Genomic DNA, 19900 nt, shown 5'->3' on the forward strand with positions numbered 1-19900 from the left:
CGCCTTCCTGGGCCGGGAGTGGAACGCTATGGGTGTCTCGGCGCCTGTTTGGCGTTGCGGTGTCCACTCACCGCCTCGGGGGAGTGAAGCTGATTTGCGGGTCGGCTATGGCGAATCGGCCGCCACCTCGGCGAAGTGGCGGCCACGATGCGCCGGTAATCCCACCACTTCGGCGAGGCGGGGTGGATCTTGCGGTACTGGATCCGTCCGGGTGGCGTCACCCGGCGGAGGTGGGTGGGTCTTGGGGGAGTGACGCCACGTTCGGTGAAGTGGCCTCACCGGCGTGCCGGGGATCCCGCCACTTCGGCGAGGCGAGGCGAGGCGAAGTGGTGGCGATCAGACGGGCGGCGCGGTCAGGCGTCGACGACGGCGAAGGCGCGGACCGGGAACGTGCCCATGCCGGCCACCCTCGGCGGGGCGGCGGTGAACCGGAAACCGGTCGGCGGCAGCGCGCCCAACCCGGTCAGGTGCTCCACGATCGGGATGCCGGCGGCCAGCAACGAGGTGTGCGCCGGGCGCTCGCCGGCCGCCGCCGGGGTCATGTCGTCGATGTTGATCGAGTCGATGCCGACCAGGGTGGCGCCCGCCGAAACCAGCCAGGACGCGCCGTCACCGGTCAGGAACGGCGCGTCGGGGGCGGCGTACCGGTCGGTGCCGAAGTGCTCGTCCCAGCCGGTGTGCAGCAGCACCGCCCGCCCGGCCACCTCGTAGGGCGCGAGCAGCAGCCGGTCCACCGCCCGGGTGCCGGCGGGTACGCGTACCACCAGGGCGGGCAGGTCGGCCAGGCGGTCGAGGGGCACCCCGGCCAGGTCGGGCCCGTCGGCGAAGCGGTGCGACGGCGTGTCCACGTACGTGCCGGTGTTGGCGAGCAGGTCGATGCGGCTGACGTGGAACTCGACGCCCGGCGCGTACCGTTCCCGGGACGTCTCCCGGGTCAGCCAGTCGGTGATCCGCGGCGCCGGCCAGCCGGGCAGCGTGACCATGCCCTCGGTGATCTCGTGGCTCAGCTCGACCAGACGCCGTCCGCCGGTGGGCGCCGGATCGACGCCGCGCCCGCCCTTGTGCGGCTCCTCGACCACGCTGCGGTTGCTGATCCGCACCTCGCCGACCATGAGCAGCCCGAGGTGCCGCACGAGCAGCGCCGCCAATTCGTCGTCGGTCACGTCCGGGCCCGGCACGTCCAGCCGGAAACCGTCGGTGCGCAGGCCACCGCCGTTAGTGAAGACCACCTCGGCGTCGAAGACCGCCCGATACTCGATCATCCACCCACCGCACCACGCCGAGCCGGGGCCGTCAAGATCGAAAACCTGCCGCGCCCGGATCGTCGGGGGAGGGGGATAGGCTCGACGGGTGCACCCCCCGTCCGGCTGGACGCGGGGTCGTCGTCGTGTGTCGAGCCGCTGGAAGTGATCACTGATGCTCACCGGACTCTTTGCCGCCGCCCTGGCCGACCCCGGGCTGGCCCGGGCGCGTGACCTGGCGCGCTCCGGTGCCGCGCAGGTCGACGGCCTGGACCTCACCGCCCCCGCCGCGCTGCGCCCGTTCGCGGTCGCCGCGGTGGCCGCCGACGAGCAGGGGGCGGGGCGGCCGGTGCTGGCCGTCACCGCCACCACCCGCGAGGCCGACGACCTTGCCTCGGCGCTGGGCAGCCTGCTGCCGGCGGAACAGGTGGCGGTCTTCCCGTCCTGGGAGACGCTGCCGCACGAGCGGCTCTCGCCCCGTTCCGACACGGTCGGCCGCCGCCTGGCCGTGCTGCGCCGGCTGGCCCACCCCGGCTCGGCCGACGCGCACGGACGCACCGGCCCCCTGCGGGTGGTCGTCGCCCCCGTGCGGTCGCTGCTCCAGCCGCAGCTCAAGGGCCTCGGCGACCTCGAACCGGTGCAGCTCGCCGCCGGGGACGAGGCCGACCTGGAGGACATCGCCCGCCGGCTCACCGACATGGCGTACGCCCGGGTCGACCTGGTCACCAAGCGCGGCGAGTTCGCCGTGCGCGGCGGCATCCTGGACGTCTTCCCGCCCACCGACGAGCACCCGTCCCGGGTCGAGTTCTGGGGCGACGAGGTGGAGGAGATCCGCACCTTCGCCGTCGCCGACCAGCGCACCATCGAGGGCGTGGCGCAGATGTGGGCGCCGCCGTGCCGCGAGCTGCTGCTCACCCCGGCGGTCCGGCAGCGGGCCGCCGCGCTCGCCGCCGAGCACCCCGAGCTGGCCGAGATCCTCGACAAGCTCGCCGAGGGCATCCCGGTCGAGGGGATGGAGTCGCTGGCACCGGCGCTCATCGGCGCCGACGCGCTGGAGCTGCTCGTCGACTGCATGCCGGCCGGCACCCACGTACTCCTCTGCGACCCCGAGCGCATCCGCACCCGCGCGCACGACCTGGTCCGTACCTCCGAGGAGTTCTTGCAGGCGAGCTGGGCCGCGGCCGCCGTCGGCGGCCAGGCCCCGGTCGACCTCGGCGCCGCCGCCTTCAAGACCCTGGCCGAGGTACGCACGCAGGCCCGCGCCCTGCGCCAGCCCTGGTGGACGCTCGCCCCGTTCGGCCTGGTGGAGGCGGACGCGACGCCGGCCCGGCAGCCCTGGGAGGACGCGCCGGCCGAGGTCGACGTCACGCCCGACGACGCCATCGCGGTGAGCCTGGCCGCCCAGCCGGCCCCGCTCTACCACGGCGAGACCGCCCGGGTGGTCGACGACCTGAAGCGCTGGGCCGGTGAGGGATGGTCGATCGCGCTGGTGTTCGAGGGGCACGGCCCGGCCCAGCGGGCGGTCGAGGTGCTGCGCGACGCCGGCCTCGGCGCCCGGCTCACCGAGGAGGTGCCCACCGCGCCCGCCCCGGGCGAGGTGCTCGTCTCCTGCGGCTGCCTGACCGCCGGCTTCGTCGACGAGGCCTCGAAGTTCGTGCTGCTGACCGGCAACGACGTCACCGGTGGTCGGGGCACCTCCACCCGCGACATGCGCAAGATGCCCAGCCGGCGGCGCAACACCATCGATCCGCTGGAGCTGCGGGCCGGCGACTTCGTGGTGCACGAGCAGCACGGCATCGGCCGCTACGTCGAGCTGGTGCAGCGCACCGTCAACGGCGCGAGCCGGGAATACCTGGTCATCGAGTACGCGGCGAGCAAGCGCGGCCAGCCCGGCGACCGGCTCTTCGTCCCCACCGACCAGCTCGACCAGCTCTCCCGCTACGTCGGCGGCGAGCAGCCCACGCTGCACAAGATGGGCGGCTCGGACTGGCAGAAGTCCAAGGCCCGGGCCCGCAAGGCGGTGCGCGAGATCGCCGCGCAGCTCATCCAGCTCTACGCCGCCCGCAAGGCGTCCAAGGGGCACAACTTCGGCCCGGACACGCCGTGGCAGCGGGAGTTGGAGGACGCGTTCCCCTGGCAGGAGACGCCGGACCAGATGGCCGCCATCGAGGAGGTCAAACGGGACATGGAGCAGACCGTCCCGATGGACCGGCTGATCTGCGGCGACGTCGGCTACGGCAAGACCGAGATCGCGGTACGCGCGGCGTTCAAGGCGGTGCAGGACGGCAAGCAGGTGGCGGTGCTGGTGCCCACCACGCTGCTGGTGCAGCAGCACTACAACACGTTCGCCGAGCGGATGAGCCAGTTCCCGGTGAACATCCGGCAGCTCTCCCGGTTCCAGACCCCGAAGGAGTCCGAGCGGACGTTGGAGATGGTCGCCGACGGCACCGTCGACATCGTCATCGGCACCCACCGGCTGCTCCAGGCGGCCACCCGGTTCAAGCAGCTCGGGCTGGTCATCATCGACGAGGAGCAGCGCTTCGGCGTCGAGCACAAGGAGCACCTGAAGACGCTGCGCGCCTCCGTCGACGTGCTCGCCATGTCGGCCACCCCGATCCCGCGGACGCTGGAGATGGCGATCACCGGCATCCGCGAGATGTCGACCATCGCCACCCCGCCGGAGGAGCGGCACCCGGTGCTCACGTTCGTCGGGGCGTACGACGACCGGCAGGTGGCCGCGTCCATCCACCGCGAGCTGCTGCGCGACGGGCAGGTCTTCTACCTGCACAACCGGGTCGAGTCGATCGACCGGGCGGCCCGCCGGATCCGGGAGCTGGTGCCCGAGGCCCGGGTCGCGGTGGCGCACGGCCAGATGGGCGAGGAAGCGCTGGAGAAGGTGATGGTCGGCTTCTGGGAGAAGGAGTTCGACGTCCTGGTCTGCACCACGATCGTCGAGTCCGGCATCGACATCCCGAACGCCAACACGCTGATCGTGGAGCGCGCCGACCTGCTCGGCCTGGCCCAGCTCCACCAGATCCGCGGCCGGGTCGGCCGGGGCCGCGAGCGGGCGTACGCGTACTTCCTCTACCCGCCCGAGAAGCCGCTCACCGAGAACGCGCACGAGCGGCTGGCCACCATCGCCCAGCACACCGAGCTGGGCGCCGGCATGTACGTGGCGATGAAGGACCTGGAGATCCGGGGCGCCGGCAACCTGCTCGGCGGCGAGCAGTCCGGCCACATCGAGGGCGTCGGCTTCGATCTGTACGTCCGGATGGTCGGCGAGGCGGTCTCCGCGTTCAAGGGCGAGAGCGTCGAGGAGGAGAACGAGGTCAAGGTCGACCTGCCGATCGACGCGCACCTGCCGCACGACTACGTCGGCGTGGAGCGGCTGCGGCTGGAGATGTACCGCAAGCTCGCCGAGGCCCGCGACGCCGACCGGCTGCGCGAGGTGGTCGCCGAGATGACGGACCGGTACGGCGAGCCGCCCGCGCCGGTGCAGAACCTGGTGGCGGTGGCGAGGTTCCGGCTGCTGGCCCGCCGCTACGGCCTGACCGACGTGTCGATGCAGGGCAAGCACATCCGGTTCGGCCCGCTGCCGCTGCCCGACTCGAAGCAGATGCGACTCAAGCGCTACCACCCGGACTCGGTCTACAAGCAGGCGCTCGACCAGGTCAGCGTGCCCCGGCCGAGCACCCGCCGGATCGGCGGCGAGCCGCTGCGCGACCAGGCGCTGCTGGAGTGGTGCGCCCAGCTCCTCTCCGATGTGCTGGGCGAACCAGCAGTGCAGCCGGCCGGGGCGGGGGCGCGGTGAGGTGGGCGGCGTCACAGCCGGATACGAGGCGTGAGAGAGTGACCGTCATGCGTGCTCGCCGTCTTGTCGCCGTCGCCAGCGTGGCGGTCGGCCTCGTCGCCCTCTCCGGTTGCCGTACCGAGCCCGGTGTCGCCGCCTACATCGGCGACCACCGGGTCACCGAGGACCAGATCACCTCGGTCCTCGACGAGATGCGGGACGGCCTGACCGCCGCGCCGGCCAGCGCCCCGCAGGCCGACGCGCTGCTGCCCGGCCGGGACCAGGTGGTCGCCACGCTGGTGCTGTCGGACGTGTGCCGGGAACTCTCCGCCGACAAGGGCTACCGCCCGCAGGGTCAGGTGAGCCCGGAGCAGGTCGCGCAGCAGACCGGTCTGCCCGCCGACGCGGCGTACCCGAAGAAGGTGGCCGAGTTCTACACCTGCCTGTCCGGTCTGCCGGCCGGCGAGCAGGGCGCTCCCACGCCGGAGGAGCTGGAGACGGTGATCGCCGCCGGCCGCGCCGCCGGCGCCATCCCGCCGGACGTCCCCGACGACGCCGCCGCCCGCCAGCTCGATGGCCAGCAGCTCCGCTCCGCCCTGGCCACCCGGAAGGTGCTCGCCGACGCCATCGGCGGTTACGACGTCTCGGTCAACCCGCGCTACCGCCCGCTGACCTTCCCGCTGCTCAGCNCACCGACGTCTCCACCCCCGAACCGGAGACCGGCGAGTCGGTGCCGGTGGTCGAGCCGCCGGTGGCGCCCTGAGCATGACCGCGCGCATCGTCCTGCTGGTCACCTCGCCCCGGCTGCCCGCCGGTCTGCTGACTGCGGCCGCCTGGGACGCCGTACGCTCCGCACCGGTCCTCGCCGGCGCGGAGAGCGAGCTGACCCGGGCGGTCCGGTCGGCCGGCGCCGAGGTCGGCGTGGTGACCGAGGGTACGACGCAGGCGTTGCTCGACGCGGCCGCGGCGCACGGCGGTGCGGTGTGGCTGGCCGGCCCGGCCGGTGACGAGGCGCTCGCCCGTGAGCTGGGGTTGCGGCTGGCCCGCGAGCCCGGCCTGGCCGAGCTGGAGCTGATGTACGGCTCCTGGGACCCGCCCGGCGCCCGACTGCTCGACGCGGTCGAGGTGATGGACCGGCTGGCCTCGCCGGGCGGTGACCCGTGGAAGCGGGCGCAGACGCACCGCAGCCTCGCCGGGTTCCTGCTGGAGGAGTGCTACGAGGCGTACGACGCGATCAGCGCCGACGACACCGACGCGCTGCGCGAGGAGCTGGGTGACGTGCTGCTCCAGGTGCTGCTGCACGCCCGGCTGGCCGAGGACCTGCCGGAGGGCGAGAGCTGGACGGTCGATGACGTGGCCGGCACGCTGGTCGACAAGATGGTGCGCCGCAACCCGCACGTCTTCTCGGGTGAGCGGGCCGGCTCGATCGAGGAGATCGAGGCGAACTGGGAGCGGATCAAGCGGGCCGAGAAGACCCGGGACTCGGTGCTGGACGGCATCGCCCTGAGCCAGCCCGCGCTGGCGTTGGCGGCGAAGATCCTGGACCGCGCCGGCCGGGTCGGCCTGGCCGTCCCGCCTCCGCTGGCCGAGTCCCAGGTGGACCCGGAGGCGCGGCTCGGCGCGAGCCTGCTGGCCACGGTCGCCGCCGCNCGGAGGCGGCGCTGCGCCGTGCCGCCCTGGCCTACGCCGACGCGGTCCGAGCCGCCGAACGCGCCGCCCCCGACCAGCCCACCTGACCCACCCCGCGCCGCCCATTGTTGTATCCCTGGGTCGTGTCGCTCGCCCTGGCGATGCCGGCCCTGACCGCCCAGGGGCCCAAGATCCACGCCAGTTCGCCGAAGTGGAGCCTTCGCCGCCGGACGATGCCGCCACTTCGCCGAACCGGCGAGGCTGCCGCTCACCGATCCACCTGTCGAGATCGTGGTTCCACTGGTTTCCGGATACCGCCGAGCCGAGCCGCCAACGATGAGGCGGCGCGGGCAGAGGGAAGACGTCGGGGGTGGTCGGTAGGGTCGGGGGATGGAAGCGTTCGGGGTGCTGGCGGAGCGGATCGTGGAGGCGTTGCTGGAGAGCCGGCCCGGGCTGGCCACCTCCGCCGGTGACCACCGCTACGACGACCGCCTGCCCGATCTTTCGGCCGACGCGCTCGCCGCCGACCGGGCGATGCTGAGGGACGCCGCCGACGCGCTCTCCGAGATCGACCCGGACGTGCTCGACGTCGAGGAGGGCGTCGACCACGCGCTGCTGACCAGCCTGGTCGACCGGGGGCTGTTCGAGGCCACCGAGATCCGCGCCCACGAGTGGGACCCGCTGCGGCACAATCCGGGGCCGCTGCTGCACGCCCTGCTGGCCCGCCCCTACGCCCCGGTCGAGGAGCGGCTGACCCACCTGGCGGGGCGCCTCCGGGCCGTACCGGACGCCCTGGCGACCGCGCGTGCGGCGCTGCGGGACATGCCGCGGATCCACGCCGAGACGGCGGTCGGGCAGTTCGCCGGCACGGCGGCGCTGGTCCGCGACGAGGTGCCCGCGCTGCTCGCCGAGGCGCCGGCGCTGCGCGACCGCGTGGGGCCGGCCGCCACCGCCGCGATCGCCGCGTTGGACGAATTCGTGGGCTGGCTGCGGGCGGGCCTGGCGGCCGACGCCGGGCCGGGGCGTGACCCGCGGTTGGGCCGGCGGCGCTGGGAGGCGCGGCTGTGGCACACGCTCGACACCGAGCTGAGCGCCGCCGAGGTCCAGCGCCGCGCCTGGGCCAACCTCGACCGGGTGACCGACGAGATCCGGGCGGCGGCCGTCGAGCTGGTCGGTGGTCCGGGTGACGACGAGACGGTACGCCGGGCGTTGGGCCTGCTCGGCGCCGAGCACCCCGACGACGCCACCATCGTGGACCTCGCCTCGGTCACGCTCGACGAGGCGGGTGACTTCGTCCGCCACCACGACCTGGTCAGCCTGGTCGAGGACCGGTGCGTGATCCAGGAGATGCCGGAGTTCGCCCGGGGCGTGGCGGTGGCCTACTGCGACGCGCCCGGCCCGCTGGAGGCGGCCGACCTGCCGACGTTCTACTGCATCGCGCCGACCCCGGCGGGCTGGCCGGCGCAGCGGGTCGAGTCGTTCTACCGGGAGTACAACGACCACATGATCCGCAACCTGACCGTGCACGAGGCGATGCCCGGTCACTTCCTCCAGCTCGCGCACGCCCGCCGGTACGCCGGTCCGACCCGGGTGCGTGCGCTGGCCGAGTCCGGCGTGTTCATCGAGGGCTGGGCGGTCCACGCCGAGGAGCTGATGGCCGGGCTCGGCTTCGGTGGGCTGCCGGTGCGGTTGCAGCAGCTCAAGATGCAGCTCCGGATGTCCATCAACGCGCTGCTCGACCAGCTCGTGCACTGCGACGACCTGCCGGAGTCGGAGGCGATGGCGCTGATGACCGGGCGTGGCTTCCAGGAGGAGGGCGAGGCGGCCGGCAAGTGGCGGCGGGCGTTGCTCACCTCCACCCAGCTCTCCACCTACTTCGTCGGCTACAGCGAGATGGCCGACATCGCCGCCGCCCGCCCGCGTGACGTGTCGGTGCGCGACTGGCACGACGCGATGCTGGCGCACGGCTCGCCGCCGCCGCGCCACCTGCGCACGCTGCTGGGGCTCTGAGAGGACGGTCGGCCGGACCGCTTGACCCCGCCCCTACGTCATGGTTCTGACTAGGTGCATGAAGCTCATCCCCGTCGCGTATCTGGCGTCGTACCTGCTGTCGCTGCTCGGCAACTCGATCGCGGGGGTTGCCCTGCCGCTGATCGTGTTGCAGGTGACCGGCAGCGTCCTCGGCACCGGGATCGTCGCCGGCGCGACAGCGGTCCCGGCCGTCCTCGCCGGCCTGCTGATGGGTGTGGTGATCGACCGGATCAACCGGCGTACGTCGTCGGTGGTGACCGATCTGGTGTCGGCGGGGGCGATCGCCGCGTTGCCGCTCATCGACATGTTCTCGGGGTTGAGCCTGGGCTGGTTCATCCTGTTCGGGATCATCGGATCGCTCGGGGACGTGCCCGGCATGACGGCCCGGGAGACTCTGCTTCCCGCTGTCGTCCGGCACAGCGGCGTCGCCGCGGAGCGGCTGATCGGCCTCCGGGAGGCCCTGGGCGCGGTCGCGCTGCTGGTCGGCCCGGCGGCTGCCGGGACGCTCATGGTGCTGTTCGACGGTGCCACGGTGCTGTGGATCACCGCGGCGACCTCGCTGGCCGCGGCCCTGCTGACGCTGCTGATCCCGCACCGCGTCGGCTCCGTCGTCACCACCGACGGTGCGGCGGCGACCGTGACCGGCACCGGCTGGGCGCAGCTACGCGACGGATGGCGGGTGCTGTTCCGCAGTCCGTTCCTGACCGTCACGACGGTACTCAGCTTCGCGTCGGTGATCGTGCTCACCGGCATGCAGGGGCTGATCCTGCCGGTCTACTTCACGCTCGTCGAGCGGCCCGGCATGCTCGGCTTCGTCCTCACCGCCCTCGCCGCCGGCACGCTGGTCGGCGGCACGCTCTACGCGACCGTCGGCGTCCGGGGCCGGCGACGCGTCTGGTTCCTCGCCGGGTTGTCCGGCAGCACGCTCGGCTTCGGCCTCGTCGCCGCGCTCTCCTCGGTGTGGTGGGTGTTCGGCGGCGCGTTCGTCGTCGGCCTGTCCAGCGGACTCTTCGGCGGCATCGTCGGCGTGCTGATGATCGAGCGCATCCCCGAACAGATGCGGGGACGGATCATGGGCACCCAGAACGCGATGGTGACCGCGGCGCCGGCGGTCGGGATCGGCAGCGCGGCAGTCCTCACCGAGTACGCCGGCGTACGCGTCGCCGCGGTCGTCCTCGCCTGCGGGTGGCTGGTCGCGCTCGGTCCCGGCCTGTTCGCGCGCTCGCTGCGTACCCTCGAACCCGAACCGGCGGCCGGCGACGGTGAGAGGGTGGTGGTCGGAGGTGCGTAGCGGTGAGCTGGCGCGACTCGCCGGAGTCACGGTCCGGGCGTTGCGCCACTACCACCAGGTCGGCGTCCTCGCCGAGCCCGAACGCGGCAGCAACGGCTACCGCAGCTACGACGTGCACGACCTGATCCGGGTCGTCCGGATCAGGCGTCTGGCGTCGGTCGGGATACCGCTGGAACGGATGCCGGCCCTCCTCGACGATCCGGCCGAGGACGGGCGGGAGTTGCTGGACGAGTTGGCCGCCGAGCTGACCGGGCAGATCGACCGGCTGACCGCGCAACGTGACCTCGTCCTCCGGCTGCGCGCCCAGAACGCGGCACCGGACCTGCCCCCGGAGCTGGCCCCGTTCCTCGCGGTCTTCGCGACCGCCGGGCTGTCGCCCCACCTCACCAGGCTCGACCGGGACCAGTCGGTGCTGCTGGCACACCTCGTCGGCGACGACGGCATGCCGCACCTCGAACGCTTCTACCAACGGATCAGCACCTCCACGGCCGCGCCGATGGTGGTGGAACTCGCCAGGCGGTTCGACCGGCTCGGACCGGCCAGCACCGAGCGGGAGGTCACGGCGTTCGTCGACAGCTTCGTGGCAACCGTCCGACCGTGGCTCGACACGTTCTCCGACGGACTGGTTCTCCACCGGAACGGGTCGGCGAGTCTCGTCGACGAGTACGCGATGGACGTCCTGAACGAGCGGCAGTGGTACGCCCTCACCCGGCTCGCGGCCGCACTCGACAACGAGCCGAGCCCACCGGGTTAGGACGTCTTCGTGCGGCGGTCCACCACGCCGGCGCCGGCCGGCGGTTCGAACGTGGCCGCCTCCACCGTCTCGGTGTAGCGGCTCAGCGTGACCTCGGCGGGCTTGCCGTCGAGGATGCCGTTGAAGCTGCCCAGGACCCCCTCGTTGGTCACGCAGGCGGTGAAGCGGTCCCCGGCGTTGGTGACGTCCACGCAGGTGGCGTGGTGCCCGGCCAGCGTGGTGTCGCTCTGCTGGATGACCGCCTGGGGCTCCAGCGCCGCGTCGGTGAGCAGCCGGATCACCGCCGGCGGGGTGACCAGGCCCTGCTTGCGCGCCTCGTCCCAGACGATCACCGAGGGCTTGCCGGCGGTGAGCACCGGCGGCGACACGGTGCAGGAGGTGCGGGCGGCGGTGCTGGCGCACCGCGTCACCCCCTCCTGGGTCACCGTGATCTTGCCGCCTGGCCAGGTGTAGGTGGAGCGCAGCGGCTTCACGGTCTGCGCGATGGAGGCGGTGCTGCCGCCGGCGAGCTGGTACTCGGCGGCCCAGGTCTGCTCCAGCGCCCGATCCATCCGCGCGGCGAGGTCGTTGACCAGGTCGGCACGCCCGAGCGCGACGCCCGCGTCGTCCAGGGTCTGGCAGCCGGTGACCGAGAGCGACGCGATGACCGAGGCGGCGAGCACGCGGAGAGTCGTCGAGGCGGCAGGCATGATGCCCAGCCTTGTCGATTCATACAACCTCTCGCAAACCCGTTGCCGGTTGACGACCGGTAATCCGGGAATGTCCGTCTCACCCGCGGCCGTGGGGTGCGCCCCGACCGGCGTACCGCAGGGCGGGGACCGATACGCTGCGTTCAACACCTGCCTCAGCCGCACCGTCGCGGCCCATACCGGACCGAACACACCACACGAGGAGCGACTCAGTGGCAACCATCGAGGGAATCGTCGCCCGGGAGATCCTGGACTCGCGGGGCAACCCGACGGTCGAGGTCGAGGTCGGGCTCGACGACGGCACGATCGCCCGCGCCGCGGTGCCGTCCGGCGCCTCCACCGGCGCCTTCGAGGCGGTCGAGCTGCGCGACGGTGACAAGAACCGCTACCTGGGCAAGGGTGTCGAGAAGGCGGTCGCCAACATCGAGGACCGGATCGTCGACCAGCTCATCGGGTACGAGGCCAGCGAGCAGCGGCTGATCGACCAGAAGATGATCGACATCGACGGCTCGGACAACAAGGGCGAGCTGGGCGCCAACGCCATCCTCGGCGTCTCGCTGGCCGTGGCGAAGGCCGCCGCCGGTAGCGCCGAGCTGAGCCTCTTCCGCTACCTGGGCGGCCCGAACGCGCACCTGCTCCCGGTGCCGATGATGAACATCCTCAACGGCGGCGCGCACGCCGACTCGAACGTCGACATCCAGGAGTTCATGATCGCGCCGATCGGCGCGCCCACGTTCCGGGACGCGGTGCGCTCCGGCGCCGAGGTCTACCACGCGCTGAAGTCGGTGCTGAAGAAGAAGGACCTCTCCACCGGTCTCGGCGACGAGGGTGGCTTCGCGCCGAACCTGCCCACCAACGCCGCCGCGCTGGACCTGATCGCCGAGGCGGTGGAGAAGGCCGGCTACCGGCTCGGCACCGACATCGTCTTCGCGCTCGACGTGGCCGCCACCGAGTTCTTCGACAACGGCACCTACACGTTCGAGGGCAGCGCGAAGTCCGCCGAGGAGATGAGCAACTACTACACCAAGCTCGCCGGCGACTACCCGATCGTGTCCATCGAGGACCCGCTGGCCGAGGACGACTGGAGCGGCTGGGCCACCCTGACCGCCGCGCTGGGCGACCGGGTCCAGATCGTCGGTGACGACCTGTTCGTCACCAACCCGCTGCGCATCGCCCGGGGCATCGCCGAGAAGGCCGCCAACGCGGTGCTGGTGAAGGTCAACCAGATCGGCTCGCTCACCGAGACGCTGGACGCCGTGGACCTGGCCCACCGGGCCGGCTTCAAGTGCATGATGAGCCACCGTTCCGGCGAGACCGAGGACACCACCATCGCCGACCTGGCGGTCGCCACCGGCTGCGGTCAGATCAAGACCGGCGCACCGGCCCGCTCCGACCGGGTCGCCAAGTACAACCAGCTCCTGCGGATCGAGGAGGAGTTGGCCGACGCGGCGCGGTACGCCGGCGCCGGCGCGTTCCCGCGCTACCGTTCGGCCTGAGGTCGACGCTCCGGGGGAGGGGTGTGACGATGCAGCAGCGCCGCACACCGGGTGGCCAGCGGCCCGCCCGCCGGCCAGGTCAGGCCGGTCGGGCGGGCGGCGCCCGGGTCCGGTCCACGGCCCGCGACGGCGTCCGCGCGGAGGCGCGCACCGCCGGCCGGTCACCCGGCGCACCCCGCGCCACCGACGGCGTACGCTCCGCGAGCCGCCCGGCCGCGGCCCGGCGTACCGCGGCCGGTGGCGCGGTCAAGCGGCTCACCGCACCCCAACCCCGGCGCTTCACCGGGCGCGCGACCGTGCTGTTCGCGGTGCTGATCGCGCTCGCCCTGGCGTACACCTACCCGGTCCGGGTCTACCTGGACCAGCAGGCCGACATCGAACGCATGGAGGCGTCCCAGGCCGAGCAGCGGCGGCTGATCGAGAGCCTCACCGCCGAGGCGGCCAAGTGGAAGGACGACGCCTACGTCGAGACCAAGGCGCGGGAACGCTTCTTCATGGTCCGGCCGGGCGAGACGGCGTTGGTGGTGCTCCGGGACTCGGAGGGGGCCGCGAGGGAAGCCGGCCGGGACGCGAGGTCGGGGGCGCCGAAACCGCCCGAGCCCTGGTACGACACCCTGTGGTCGAGCGTGCGGGCGGCCGACGCCGAGCGCCCCGACAAGTGAGTACCACACGAGAGGCAACACCGTGATCGTCGTACCACCGCAGGAGCCGGCGGCGGACTCCGTACCCCCGCCGGAACGCCAGCCGGCCACCGAGGCCGATCGGGCCGCGGTGGCCGCGCAGCTCGGACGCCCGCCCCGCGGCACCCGGGCGGTGGCCCACCGGTGCCCCTGCGGCCTGCCCGACGTGGTGGAGACGACGCCCCGGCTGGCCGACGGCACCCCGTTCCCGACGTTGTTCTACCTGACCTGCCCGCGCGCCACCGCCGCGTGCAGCCGGCTGGAGTCGGCCGGGCTGATGAAGGAGATGGCGGAGCGGCTGGCCGAGGACCCGGAGCTGGCCGCCCGCTACCGGGCCGCGCACGACGACTACCTGACCCGGCGGGAGGCGATCGGCGAGGTGCCGGAGATCGCCGGCATCTCGGCCGGCGGAATGCCGGGGCGGGTGAAGTGCCTGCATGTGCACCTGGGCCACGCGCTGGCCGCCGGGCCGGGGGTCAACCCGTTCGGCGACGAGACGCTCGCCCTGGTGGAGAAGTGGTGGGCCGCCGGCCCCTGCGTGGACGTGCCCACCCATGGGCGCGAGGAGTGAGCGCCGCCGACCTGGTAACGATCCGCCGGGCCCGCACCGCCGATGTGCGCGGCATCCGGCGGCTGGTGGACACGTACACCGACGACCGGCGGCTGCTCAGCAAGGCCACCGTGACGCTCTACGAGGACGTGCAGGAGTTCCGGGTCGCGGTGACGCCGGACGACACGGTGGTCGGCTGCGGTGCGTTGCACGTCATGTGGGAGGACCTGGCCGAGATCCGGACGGTGGCGGTCGACCCGTCCTGCCGGGGGCAGAAGGTCGGGCACCGGATCGTCGCCGAGCTGATCGACGCGGCCCGCGAGCTGGGCATCGCCCGGATCTTCGTGCTCACGTTCGAGACCGGGTTCTTCGGCGCGTTCGGCTTCCACGAGATCGACGGCGCTCCCGTCCCGCAGCCGGTCTACGAGCAGCTCCTGCGCTCCTACGACGAGGGTGTGGCCGAGTTCCTGGACCTGGAACGGGTGAAACCCAACACCCTGGGCAACACCCGAATGCTCCTCCGCCTCTGATTTCCCTCTGTCCGGGGCGGGGGCGGGCTGCCGTAGGGTGGGTGCGTGAGTGTGCGGGTGGGAGCCATCGACTGTGGGACCAACTCGATCCGGTTGCTGATCGCCGACCTGCCGGGGGGTGCGGGGCCGCTGGTGGATGTCAGTCGGCGGATGGAGATCGTGCGGCTGGGGCAGGGCGTCGACCAGACCGGCCGGCTCGCCCCCGAGGCGATCGAGCGGACCCGGGTGGCGCTCGCCGACTACGCGGCGGAGATCGAGAAGGCGGGCGTCGAGCGGGTGCGGATGTGCGCCACCTCGGCCTCCCGCGACGCCTCCAACGCCGGTGACTTCCGCGCCATGGTCGAGCGGACGCTCGGCGTACCGCCGGAGGTGGTGACCGGCGACGAGGAGGCCCGGCTCTCGTTTACCGGCGCGGTGCGCGGCCTGCCCGCCGACGCCGAACCGCCGTACCTGGTGGTCGACATCGGCGGCGGCTCGACCGAGTTCGTGGTCGGCACCCGCACCGACGGCGTCCGGGCGGCGATCTCGGTGGACATCGGCTGCGTCCGGATGACCGAGCGGCACCTGCACGGCGATCCCCCCACCCCGGCGGAGATCGCCGCCGCCGAGGCCGACATCGCCGCCGCGGTGGACCGGGCGCTGGCCGCCGTGCCCGGGCGGGAGGCCGCCACGCTGGTCGGTCTCGCCGGTTCGGTCACCACCGTGGTCGCCCTGGCCGAAGGGCTCCGGGAGTACGACCCGAGCCGCATCCACCACGCCCGGGTCTCCTACGAGCAGGTGGCCTCGGTGACCGCCGCCCTGCTCGGTGCGACCCGGGAGCAGCGGCTGACCGAACCGGTGATGCACCCCGGCCGGGCGGACGTGATCGGCGCCGGCGCGCTGGTGCTGCGCGTGATCATGGAACGGGCCGGCATGCCGTCGGTGGTCGCCTCCGAACACGACATCCTCGACGGCATCGCCTGGAGCCTCGCGTAGCCCGGGTTGGTCGTCCCACTAGCCGGGAGGCTGGGCGGTCGGCCGCCAGCTCGGCGAAGTGGCGGTATCCGGCTGACGGGATGCCACCACTTCACCGAACTGGTGTCGATCATTGACCGAAACCCGCCAACCGCGGTTCAGTCGGATGACAGGTCCGGTCGGTGCTCCCGAACCCACTTCTCAACGTCCGATTTCCGCCAGATCTGGCCCATCTTGAGCACCTGATACGGGGCGGGGAAGTCACGCCGGGAGGCGACCACGGACGCGCGGGCGCGCGAGACCCCGCCGAGCATGTCTCGGATCTCGGCGATTCCCACGAACTCGACCACGCCTTGACGGTAGGTATCGCCGCTTGCTCGGCGATCGTTAACAGCGATCGGGGTTGACGATCGATAACAACGCGAGCACGATCAGGGGATGAGCGCGCAGAGTGCTTCTCCCGTACCTGATCGCGGTCGTCGGGCCATGCGGCCGCATCTTCCGATGCGGCCGCGCTGGCTCTGCCAGGTGTGCGCGGGCCCCTGGCCGTGTCAACCGGCCCGCCTGTTGCTGCTGATGGACTACCGGCGTGACCGGGTCGCCCTGTCGATCTACATGGCGGCTTGCCTGTTCGACGCCACCGCCGACCTGATGAAGCAGAACCCGGACCCGCGGGAGTTGTTCGATCGCTTCGTCGGCTGGACTGCCCGCCCGTTCCCGCTCCGATGACCAAGGGGTTTGCGTCGGGGTTGCCGTCAATCGCCGACGTGAACTTCTTGATCACCAGAGGAGGGGGGTGGACAGTACTGTGCAATGCGCACTAGTGTGTTCTGCGTGGATGCGACGCAGCTTCTCAAGGGGGTCCTCGACCTGGCGGTGCTCGCCGTGCTCAAGGACGAGGACGGCTACGGCTACGACATCCTGCGCCGGCTGCGCGAGGCCGGCCTGACCGAGGTCGGCGACGCCTCGGTCTACGGCACGCTGCGTCGGCTCTTCGCCGCCGGCCTGCTCACCACCTACGTGGTGCCCAGCGAGTCCGGGCCGCACCGCAAGTACTACTCGTTGAACGCCTCGGGCCGCGACCAGCTCACCCGCTCCGGCAAGACCTGGCGCTCGTTCGCCACCACCATGGACGCACTGCTCGACGATCGGGGGATGGCGGCATGACCGTCACTGGGCAGGAGATCACGGACTACGTCGACCGGGTGCGGGCCGCGCTCGCCGACCTGCCGCCGACGGTCCGGGACGAGTTGACCGAGGACCTGCCGGAGCACCTGGCGGAAGTCGCCGCCGAGGCCGACGGCGCGCTCGTCGACCGGCTCGGCACCCCGGAGGCGTACGCGGCGGAGCTGCGGGCCGCGGCCGGTGCGGAGCCGGGACGGCGGCCGACCCGCTTCCACCGGCTTGCCGAGGCCCGGCAGGAGACGGCCACCCAACTGCGCCTGCTCGACCGCCAGCTCGGCCCGGTGTTCGGGCACGAGACGGTGAGCGACTTCCTGCGTCCCCTGCGCCCGGCCTGGTGGCTGGTTCGCGGCTGGCTGGCCGCCCTGCTCGTGGCCGCGATGACGGACGGCCGGTCCGGCCTGGTGCCCCGGATGGACGGCAACACCTCCGGCGGACTGCTGCTGCTCATCGGCGCGATCGTCGTGTCGCTGTGGTGGGGCCGCCGCTCGGCCGGGATCACCGGGTGGCCGCGACGGCTGCACCACCTGGGCACCGCCGCGCTGCTGCTGTTCTCCGTCGCGGTGCTGGCCGACGTGGACCGGAACGCCAGCTCTGACTTCTACGGCGGCTACGAGCAGGTGTCGGTGGACCACAGGTACGACCGGATCGAGGACGTCTTCGTCTACGACCAGCAGGGACGGCTGATCCGCGACGCGCGGCTGTTCGACCAGAACGGCGTGCCGATCCAACTCGGCTGGCCGAGCTGCACGGACGGCTCGGGTGCGGTGCCGGAGATGCGCAACACCTACCCGTACTGCCCGGAGCTGGCCCCGTTCGCACCCACCGCGAGCGCCCCCGTGGCGCCCACGACAACCCCCTGAGTGCGCCGCCAGCGCCCCCGCCCCGACTGTCGGGGTGGGGGCGCACCGCTGTCAGGCGATGGCGGCGATGTCGCCGTCGTCGAAGTAGATGGCCTGGTGGAGCCTCCCGCCCAGGGCGGCGGCGAACCGGGCCACCACCTCCTGGCCGGAGATCTTTCCCTGTTCGATCTGGGACACCCGCCCTTTGGTGACGCCCATCCGGTCGGCCACCTGTTGCTGGGTCAACCCCCGCGCTCGGCGTACCTCCGCGAGCCGGTGGCCGATGACCTCGGCGAGGAGTTGCTGCTTGCCCCCATCAATCGCCTCTTCACCGCCGGCCCGCGCGACGTGCTCGGCGCGGATGTCCTGCCATCGGGAGTAATCCCTCATGCCTTCCCCTCCTCGCGTGCCCGATCCTTTAGGTAGAGCTCGTATCGGTGTTCGGCGACCGGTATGGCCTCCTGATACCACGTCTTCCATCGGCCGGACTTGTCACCGGCAACCAGGAGGATGCTCGAGCGCCACGGGTCGAACGCGAAAAGAATACGTACACTGCCGGGCCGCAGTTCCTTCAAGTTCGCCACTGACGAACCGTGGATGGTGTCCACCAGGGGGCGCCCGAGTCCCGGGCCGTGCGCTGCCAGAAGATCGATCGCCTGCACCACTCGGGCGTGCGCGTTGTCGTCCAACGTGCCGATCCACTGCCGCACCTCGTCGATCAGGTAGACGTCCCATTCCCCAGCCACCACGGACCGAGTTTAGCAATTGGTATACCGGGTGGTGTCGCTTGTCCCGGCTTCCGACAGGAGGTGAATGCCACTGTTCTTCCGTCTTCCCCGGGCCGGNGACTGACCGCTAGGAGGACGGGCCCATGGGCGAAATGGTGAGCTTCACCGGCAACGGGGGGACGAGCGAGGGGTATCTCGCGATACCCTCCGGCGGTGCGGCCAGCCCGGCGGTCATCGTCATCCAGGACTGGTGGGGCCTGGTGCCCCACGTCCGCGCGGTGGTCGACCGGTTCGCCGAGGCGGGCTTCGTCGCGCTCGCGCCCGACTTCCGGCACGGCGGCCCGGCGAGCAAGCCCACCGAGCCCCGGCAGATGTTGAACAGCACCCAGATGGACGAAGCGGCCAGCGACATCGCGGCCGCCGCGGAATACCTGGCGAGCCGGCCCGAGGTCGCCGGCAAGGTGGGCTGCGCCGGGTTCTGCGCGGGCGCGAGCCTGGCGCTGTGGGCCGGCACGTTCGCCGAGCGCATCGTCGCCACCACCNGGGGAAGGCCGCGCTCATCCACTGCTCCGAGGCGGACGGCCTCTCCGCCGCCGACGGGGTGCAGAGCGTACGCCGTTCCATCGAGGCCGGTGGGGGCACCTGTCAGACGTTCGACTACCCGGGCACCGCGCACGCGTTCTTCAACGAGGACCGGCCGGAGCACTTCGACCAGCGGGCCGCCGCCACCGCCTGGGCCCGCACCCTGGAACTGTTCCGGGCCAAGCTTGGCTGAGTCGCGTACCCCCGGAGAGGTGGTCGCCCGCGCGGCGCGGGCGACCGACCTGGCCGACCTCGACGGCGCGGTCAGCGACTGCTTCGCCTGCCCCCGGCTGGTCACCTGGCGTGCGGAGGTGGCCCGGGTCAAGCGGGCCGCGTTCCGCGACCAGCACTACTGGGGGCGGCCGGTGCCCGGCCTCGGGCCGGCGGACGCGCGGATCGCCATCCTCGGCCTGGCGCCCGCCGCGCACGGCGGCAACCGCACCGGCCGGATCTTCACCGGGGACCGCTCCGGCGACGTGCTCTTCGCCGCGCTGCACCGGGCCGGGCTGGCCAACCAGCCGACCAGCGTCGCCGCCGACGACGGGCTCACGCTGTCCGACACCCGCATCTTCGCCGCCGTGCGTTGCGCGCCGCCGGACAACAAACCCACCCCGGCCGAGCGGGACACCTGCGCGCCGTGGCTGCACCGCGAGGTCGAACTGGTCCGCCCCACGCTGCGCGTCGTGGTCGCGCTGGGCGCGTTCGCCTGGGCCGCGTGGTGGCCGGTGCTACGTCATGTGTACGGGCAGCGCCCGCCCACGCCGCGACCGGCGTTCGGCCATGGGGCACACTGGTCCGGCGAGTCCGTGCCGGCGTTGCTCGGCTGCTATCACGTCAGCCAGCAGAACACGTTCACCGGCCGGCTCACGCCGGTGATGCTGGACGACGTGTTCACCCGGGCGAAGCACCTGGCCGGGGTGGACTGAGAACA

The 19900-nt window shown here is 72.5% G+C and carries 18 protein-coding genes and 2 pseudogenes; 15 read left to right on the top strand and 5 right to left on the bottom strand.

Annotation, left to right across the window (positions count from 1 at the left end):
- Positions 1 to 353: 353 nt before the first annotated feature.
- The gene (locus B1205_RS17830) at positions 354 to 1262 is read right to left on the bottom strand and encodes a cyclase family protein (protein ID WP_089156635.1); all 909 of its coding nucleotides are present in this window, start codon (positions 1260 to 1262) and stop codon (positions 354 to 356) included.
- Positions 1263 to 1416: 154 nt separating this feature from the next.
- Here B1205_RS17830 and mfd point away from each other — a divergent pair, with 154 nt between their 5' ends.
- From mfd to B1205_RS17855, 5 genes and pseudogenes are all read left to right on the top strand, one after another.
- A complete protein-coding gene (gene mfd / locus B1205_RS17835; protein WP_089156636.1) occupies positions 1417 to 5052 on the top strand; it encodes a transcription-repair coupling factor in 3636 nt (1211 codons plus the stop codon).
- Positions 5053 to 5796: 744 nt separating this feature from the next.
- A pseudogene (locus tag B1205_RS17840) lies at positions 5797 to 6767 on the top strand (nucleoside triphosphate pyrophosphohydrolase).
- A gap of 283 nt (positions 6768 to 7050) precedes the next feature.
- On the top strand, positions 7051 to 8670 hold the full coding sequence (locus B1205_RS17845) for a DUF885 domain-containing protein (protein WP_089156637.1): 1620 nt from the start codon (positions 7051 to 7053) through the stop codon (positions 8668 to 8670).
- A 58-nt stretch (positions 8671 to 8728) separates the two neighbouring features.
- Positions 8729 to 9982, top strand: coding sequence for an MFS transporter (locus tag B1205_RS17850; protein ID WP_089156638.1), 1254 nt, complete (start codon positions 8729 to 8731; stop codon positions 9980 to 9982).
- Complete coding sequence (locus B1205_RS17855; RefSeq protein WP_089156639.1) at positions 9975 to 10736, top strand: MerR family transcriptional regulator; 762 nt, start codon at positions 9975 to 9977, stop codon at positions 10734 to 10736. Before B1205_RS17850 ends, B1205_RS17855 begins: the two co-directional genes overlap by 8 nt.
- Here the strand turns inward: B1205_RS17855 and B1205_RS17860 are convergent.
- A complete protein-coding gene (locus B1205_RS17860; protein ID WP_089156640.1) occupies positions 10733 to 11425 on the bottom strand; it encodes a hypothetical protein in 693 nt (230 codons plus the stop codon). The two genes, B1205_RS17855 and B1205_RS17860, sit on opposite strands and share 4 nt — an antisense overlap.
- Before the next feature lie 212 nt (positions 11426 to 11637).
- Here B1205_RS17860 and eno point away from each other — a divergent pair, with 212 nt between their 5' ends.
- From eno to B1205_RS17885, 5 genes are read left to right on the top strand one after another with little or no spacing between them, the layout of a single operon-like run.
- Positions 11638 to 12921, top strand: a complete 1284-nt coding sequence (gene eno / locus B1205_RS17865; protein WP_089156641.1) for a phosphopyruvate hydratase — start codon at positions 11638 to 11640, stop codon at positions 12919 to 12921.
- Between the two features lie 29 nt (positions 12922 to 12950).
- Positions 12951 to 13583 carry an FtsB family cell division protein gene (locus tag B1205_RS17870; RefSeq protein WP_089157071.1) on the top strand — a complete coding sequence of 211 codons (633 nt, stop codon included), beginning with the start codon at positions 12951 to 12953 and terminating at the stop codon, positions 13581 to 13583.
- Positions 13584 to 13605: 22 nt separating this feature from the next.
- Complete coding sequence (locus B1205_RS17875) at positions 13606 to 14172, top strand: DUF501 domain-containing protein (RefSeq protein WP_089156642.1); 567 nt, start codon at positions 13606 to 13608, stop codon at positions 14170 to 14172.
- Entirely contained in the window at positions 14169 to 14681 is a 513-nt protein-coding gene (locus tag B1205_RS17880) for an amino-acid N-acetyltransferase (protein ID WP_089156643.1), read from the top strand. Before B1205_RS17875 ends, B1205_RS17880 begins: the two co-directional genes overlap by 4 nt.
- A 57-nt stretch (positions 14682 to 14738) precedes the next feature.
- On the top strand, positions 14739 to 15656 hold the full coding sequence (locus tag B1205_RS17885) for a Ppx/GppA phosphatase family protein (protein ID WP_089156644.1): 918 nt from the start codon (positions 14739 to 14741) through the stop codon (positions 15654 to 15656).
- 137 nt (positions 15657 to 15793) lie between these two features.
- On the opposite strand, the gene B1205_RS17890 is transcribed toward B1205_RS17885, so the two are convergent.
- Positions 15794 to 15985, bottom strand: coding sequence for a hypothetical protein (locus tag B1205_RS17890; protein ID WP_441338515.1), 192 nt, complete (start codon positions 15983 to 15985; stop codon positions 15794 to 15796).
- An 88-nt stretch (positions 15986 to 16073) separates the two neighbouring features.
- Here B1205_RS17890 and B1205_RS17895 point away from each other — a divergent pair, with 88 nt between their 5' ends.
- The 3 genes from B1205_RS17895 (at position 16074) to B1205_RS17905 (ending at position 17680) form a co-directional block, all read left to right on the top strand.
- A complete protein-coding gene (locus B1205_RS17895; RefSeq protein ID WP_089156645.1) occupies positions 16074 to 16364 on the top strand; it encodes a hypothetical protein in 291 nt (96 codons plus the stop codon).
- A gap of 105 nt (positions 16365 to 16469) precedes the next feature.
- Positions 16470 to 16802, top strand: a complete 333-nt coding sequence (locus B1205_RS17900; RefSeq protein ID WP_089157073.1) for a PadR family transcriptional regulator — start codon at positions 16470 to 16472, stop codon at positions 16800 to 16802.
- Positions 16799 to 17680 (top strand): HAAS signaling domain-containing protein, encoded by an 882-nt coding sequence (locus B1205_RS17905; protein WP_089156646.1) that lies wholly within the window; start codon positions 16799 to 16801, stop codon positions 17678 to 17680. Before B1205_RS17900 ends, B1205_RS17905 begins: the two co-directional genes overlap by 4 nt.
- Positions 17681 to 17731: 51 nt before the next feature.
- Here the strand turns inward: B1205_RS17905 and B1205_RS17910 are convergent, their stop codons facing one another.
- Together B1205_RS17910 and B1205_RS17915 are read right to left on the bottom strand one after the other, a co-directional pair.
- A complete protein-coding gene (locus tag B1205_RS17910) occupies positions 17732 to 18049 on the bottom strand; it encodes a helix-turn-helix domain-containing protein (protein WP_089156647.1) in 318 nt (105 codons plus the stop codon).
- On the bottom strand, positions 18046 to 18408 hold the full coding sequence (locus B1205_RS17915) for a type II toxin-antitoxin system RelE/ParE family toxin (protein WP_089156648.1): 363 nt from the start codon (positions 18406 to 18408) through the stop codon (positions 18046 to 18048). Before B1205_RS17915 ends, B1205_RS17910 begins: the two co-directional genes overlap by 4 nt.
- A 122-nt stretch (positions 18409 to 18530) precedes the next feature.
- On the opposite strand from B1205_RS17915, the pseudogene B1205_RS17920 reads away from it, so the two are divergent.
- Positions 18531 to 19162, top strand: a pseudogene (locus tag B1205_RS17920) (dienelactone hydrolase family protein).
- 19 nt (positions 19163 to 19181) lie between these two features.
- Positions 19182 to 19895, top strand: a complete 714-nt coding sequence (locus B1205_RS17925) for a uracil-DNA glycosylase (protein WP_089156649.1) — start codon at positions 19182 to 19184, stop codon at positions 19893 to 19895.
- Positions 19896 to 19900 lie beyond the last annotated feature (5 nt).

This window comes from Micromonospora sp. NBS 11-29, from assembly GCF_002140155.1.
GTDB lineage: Bacteria > Actinomycetota > Actinomycetes > Mycobacteriales > Micromonosporaceae > Micromonospora.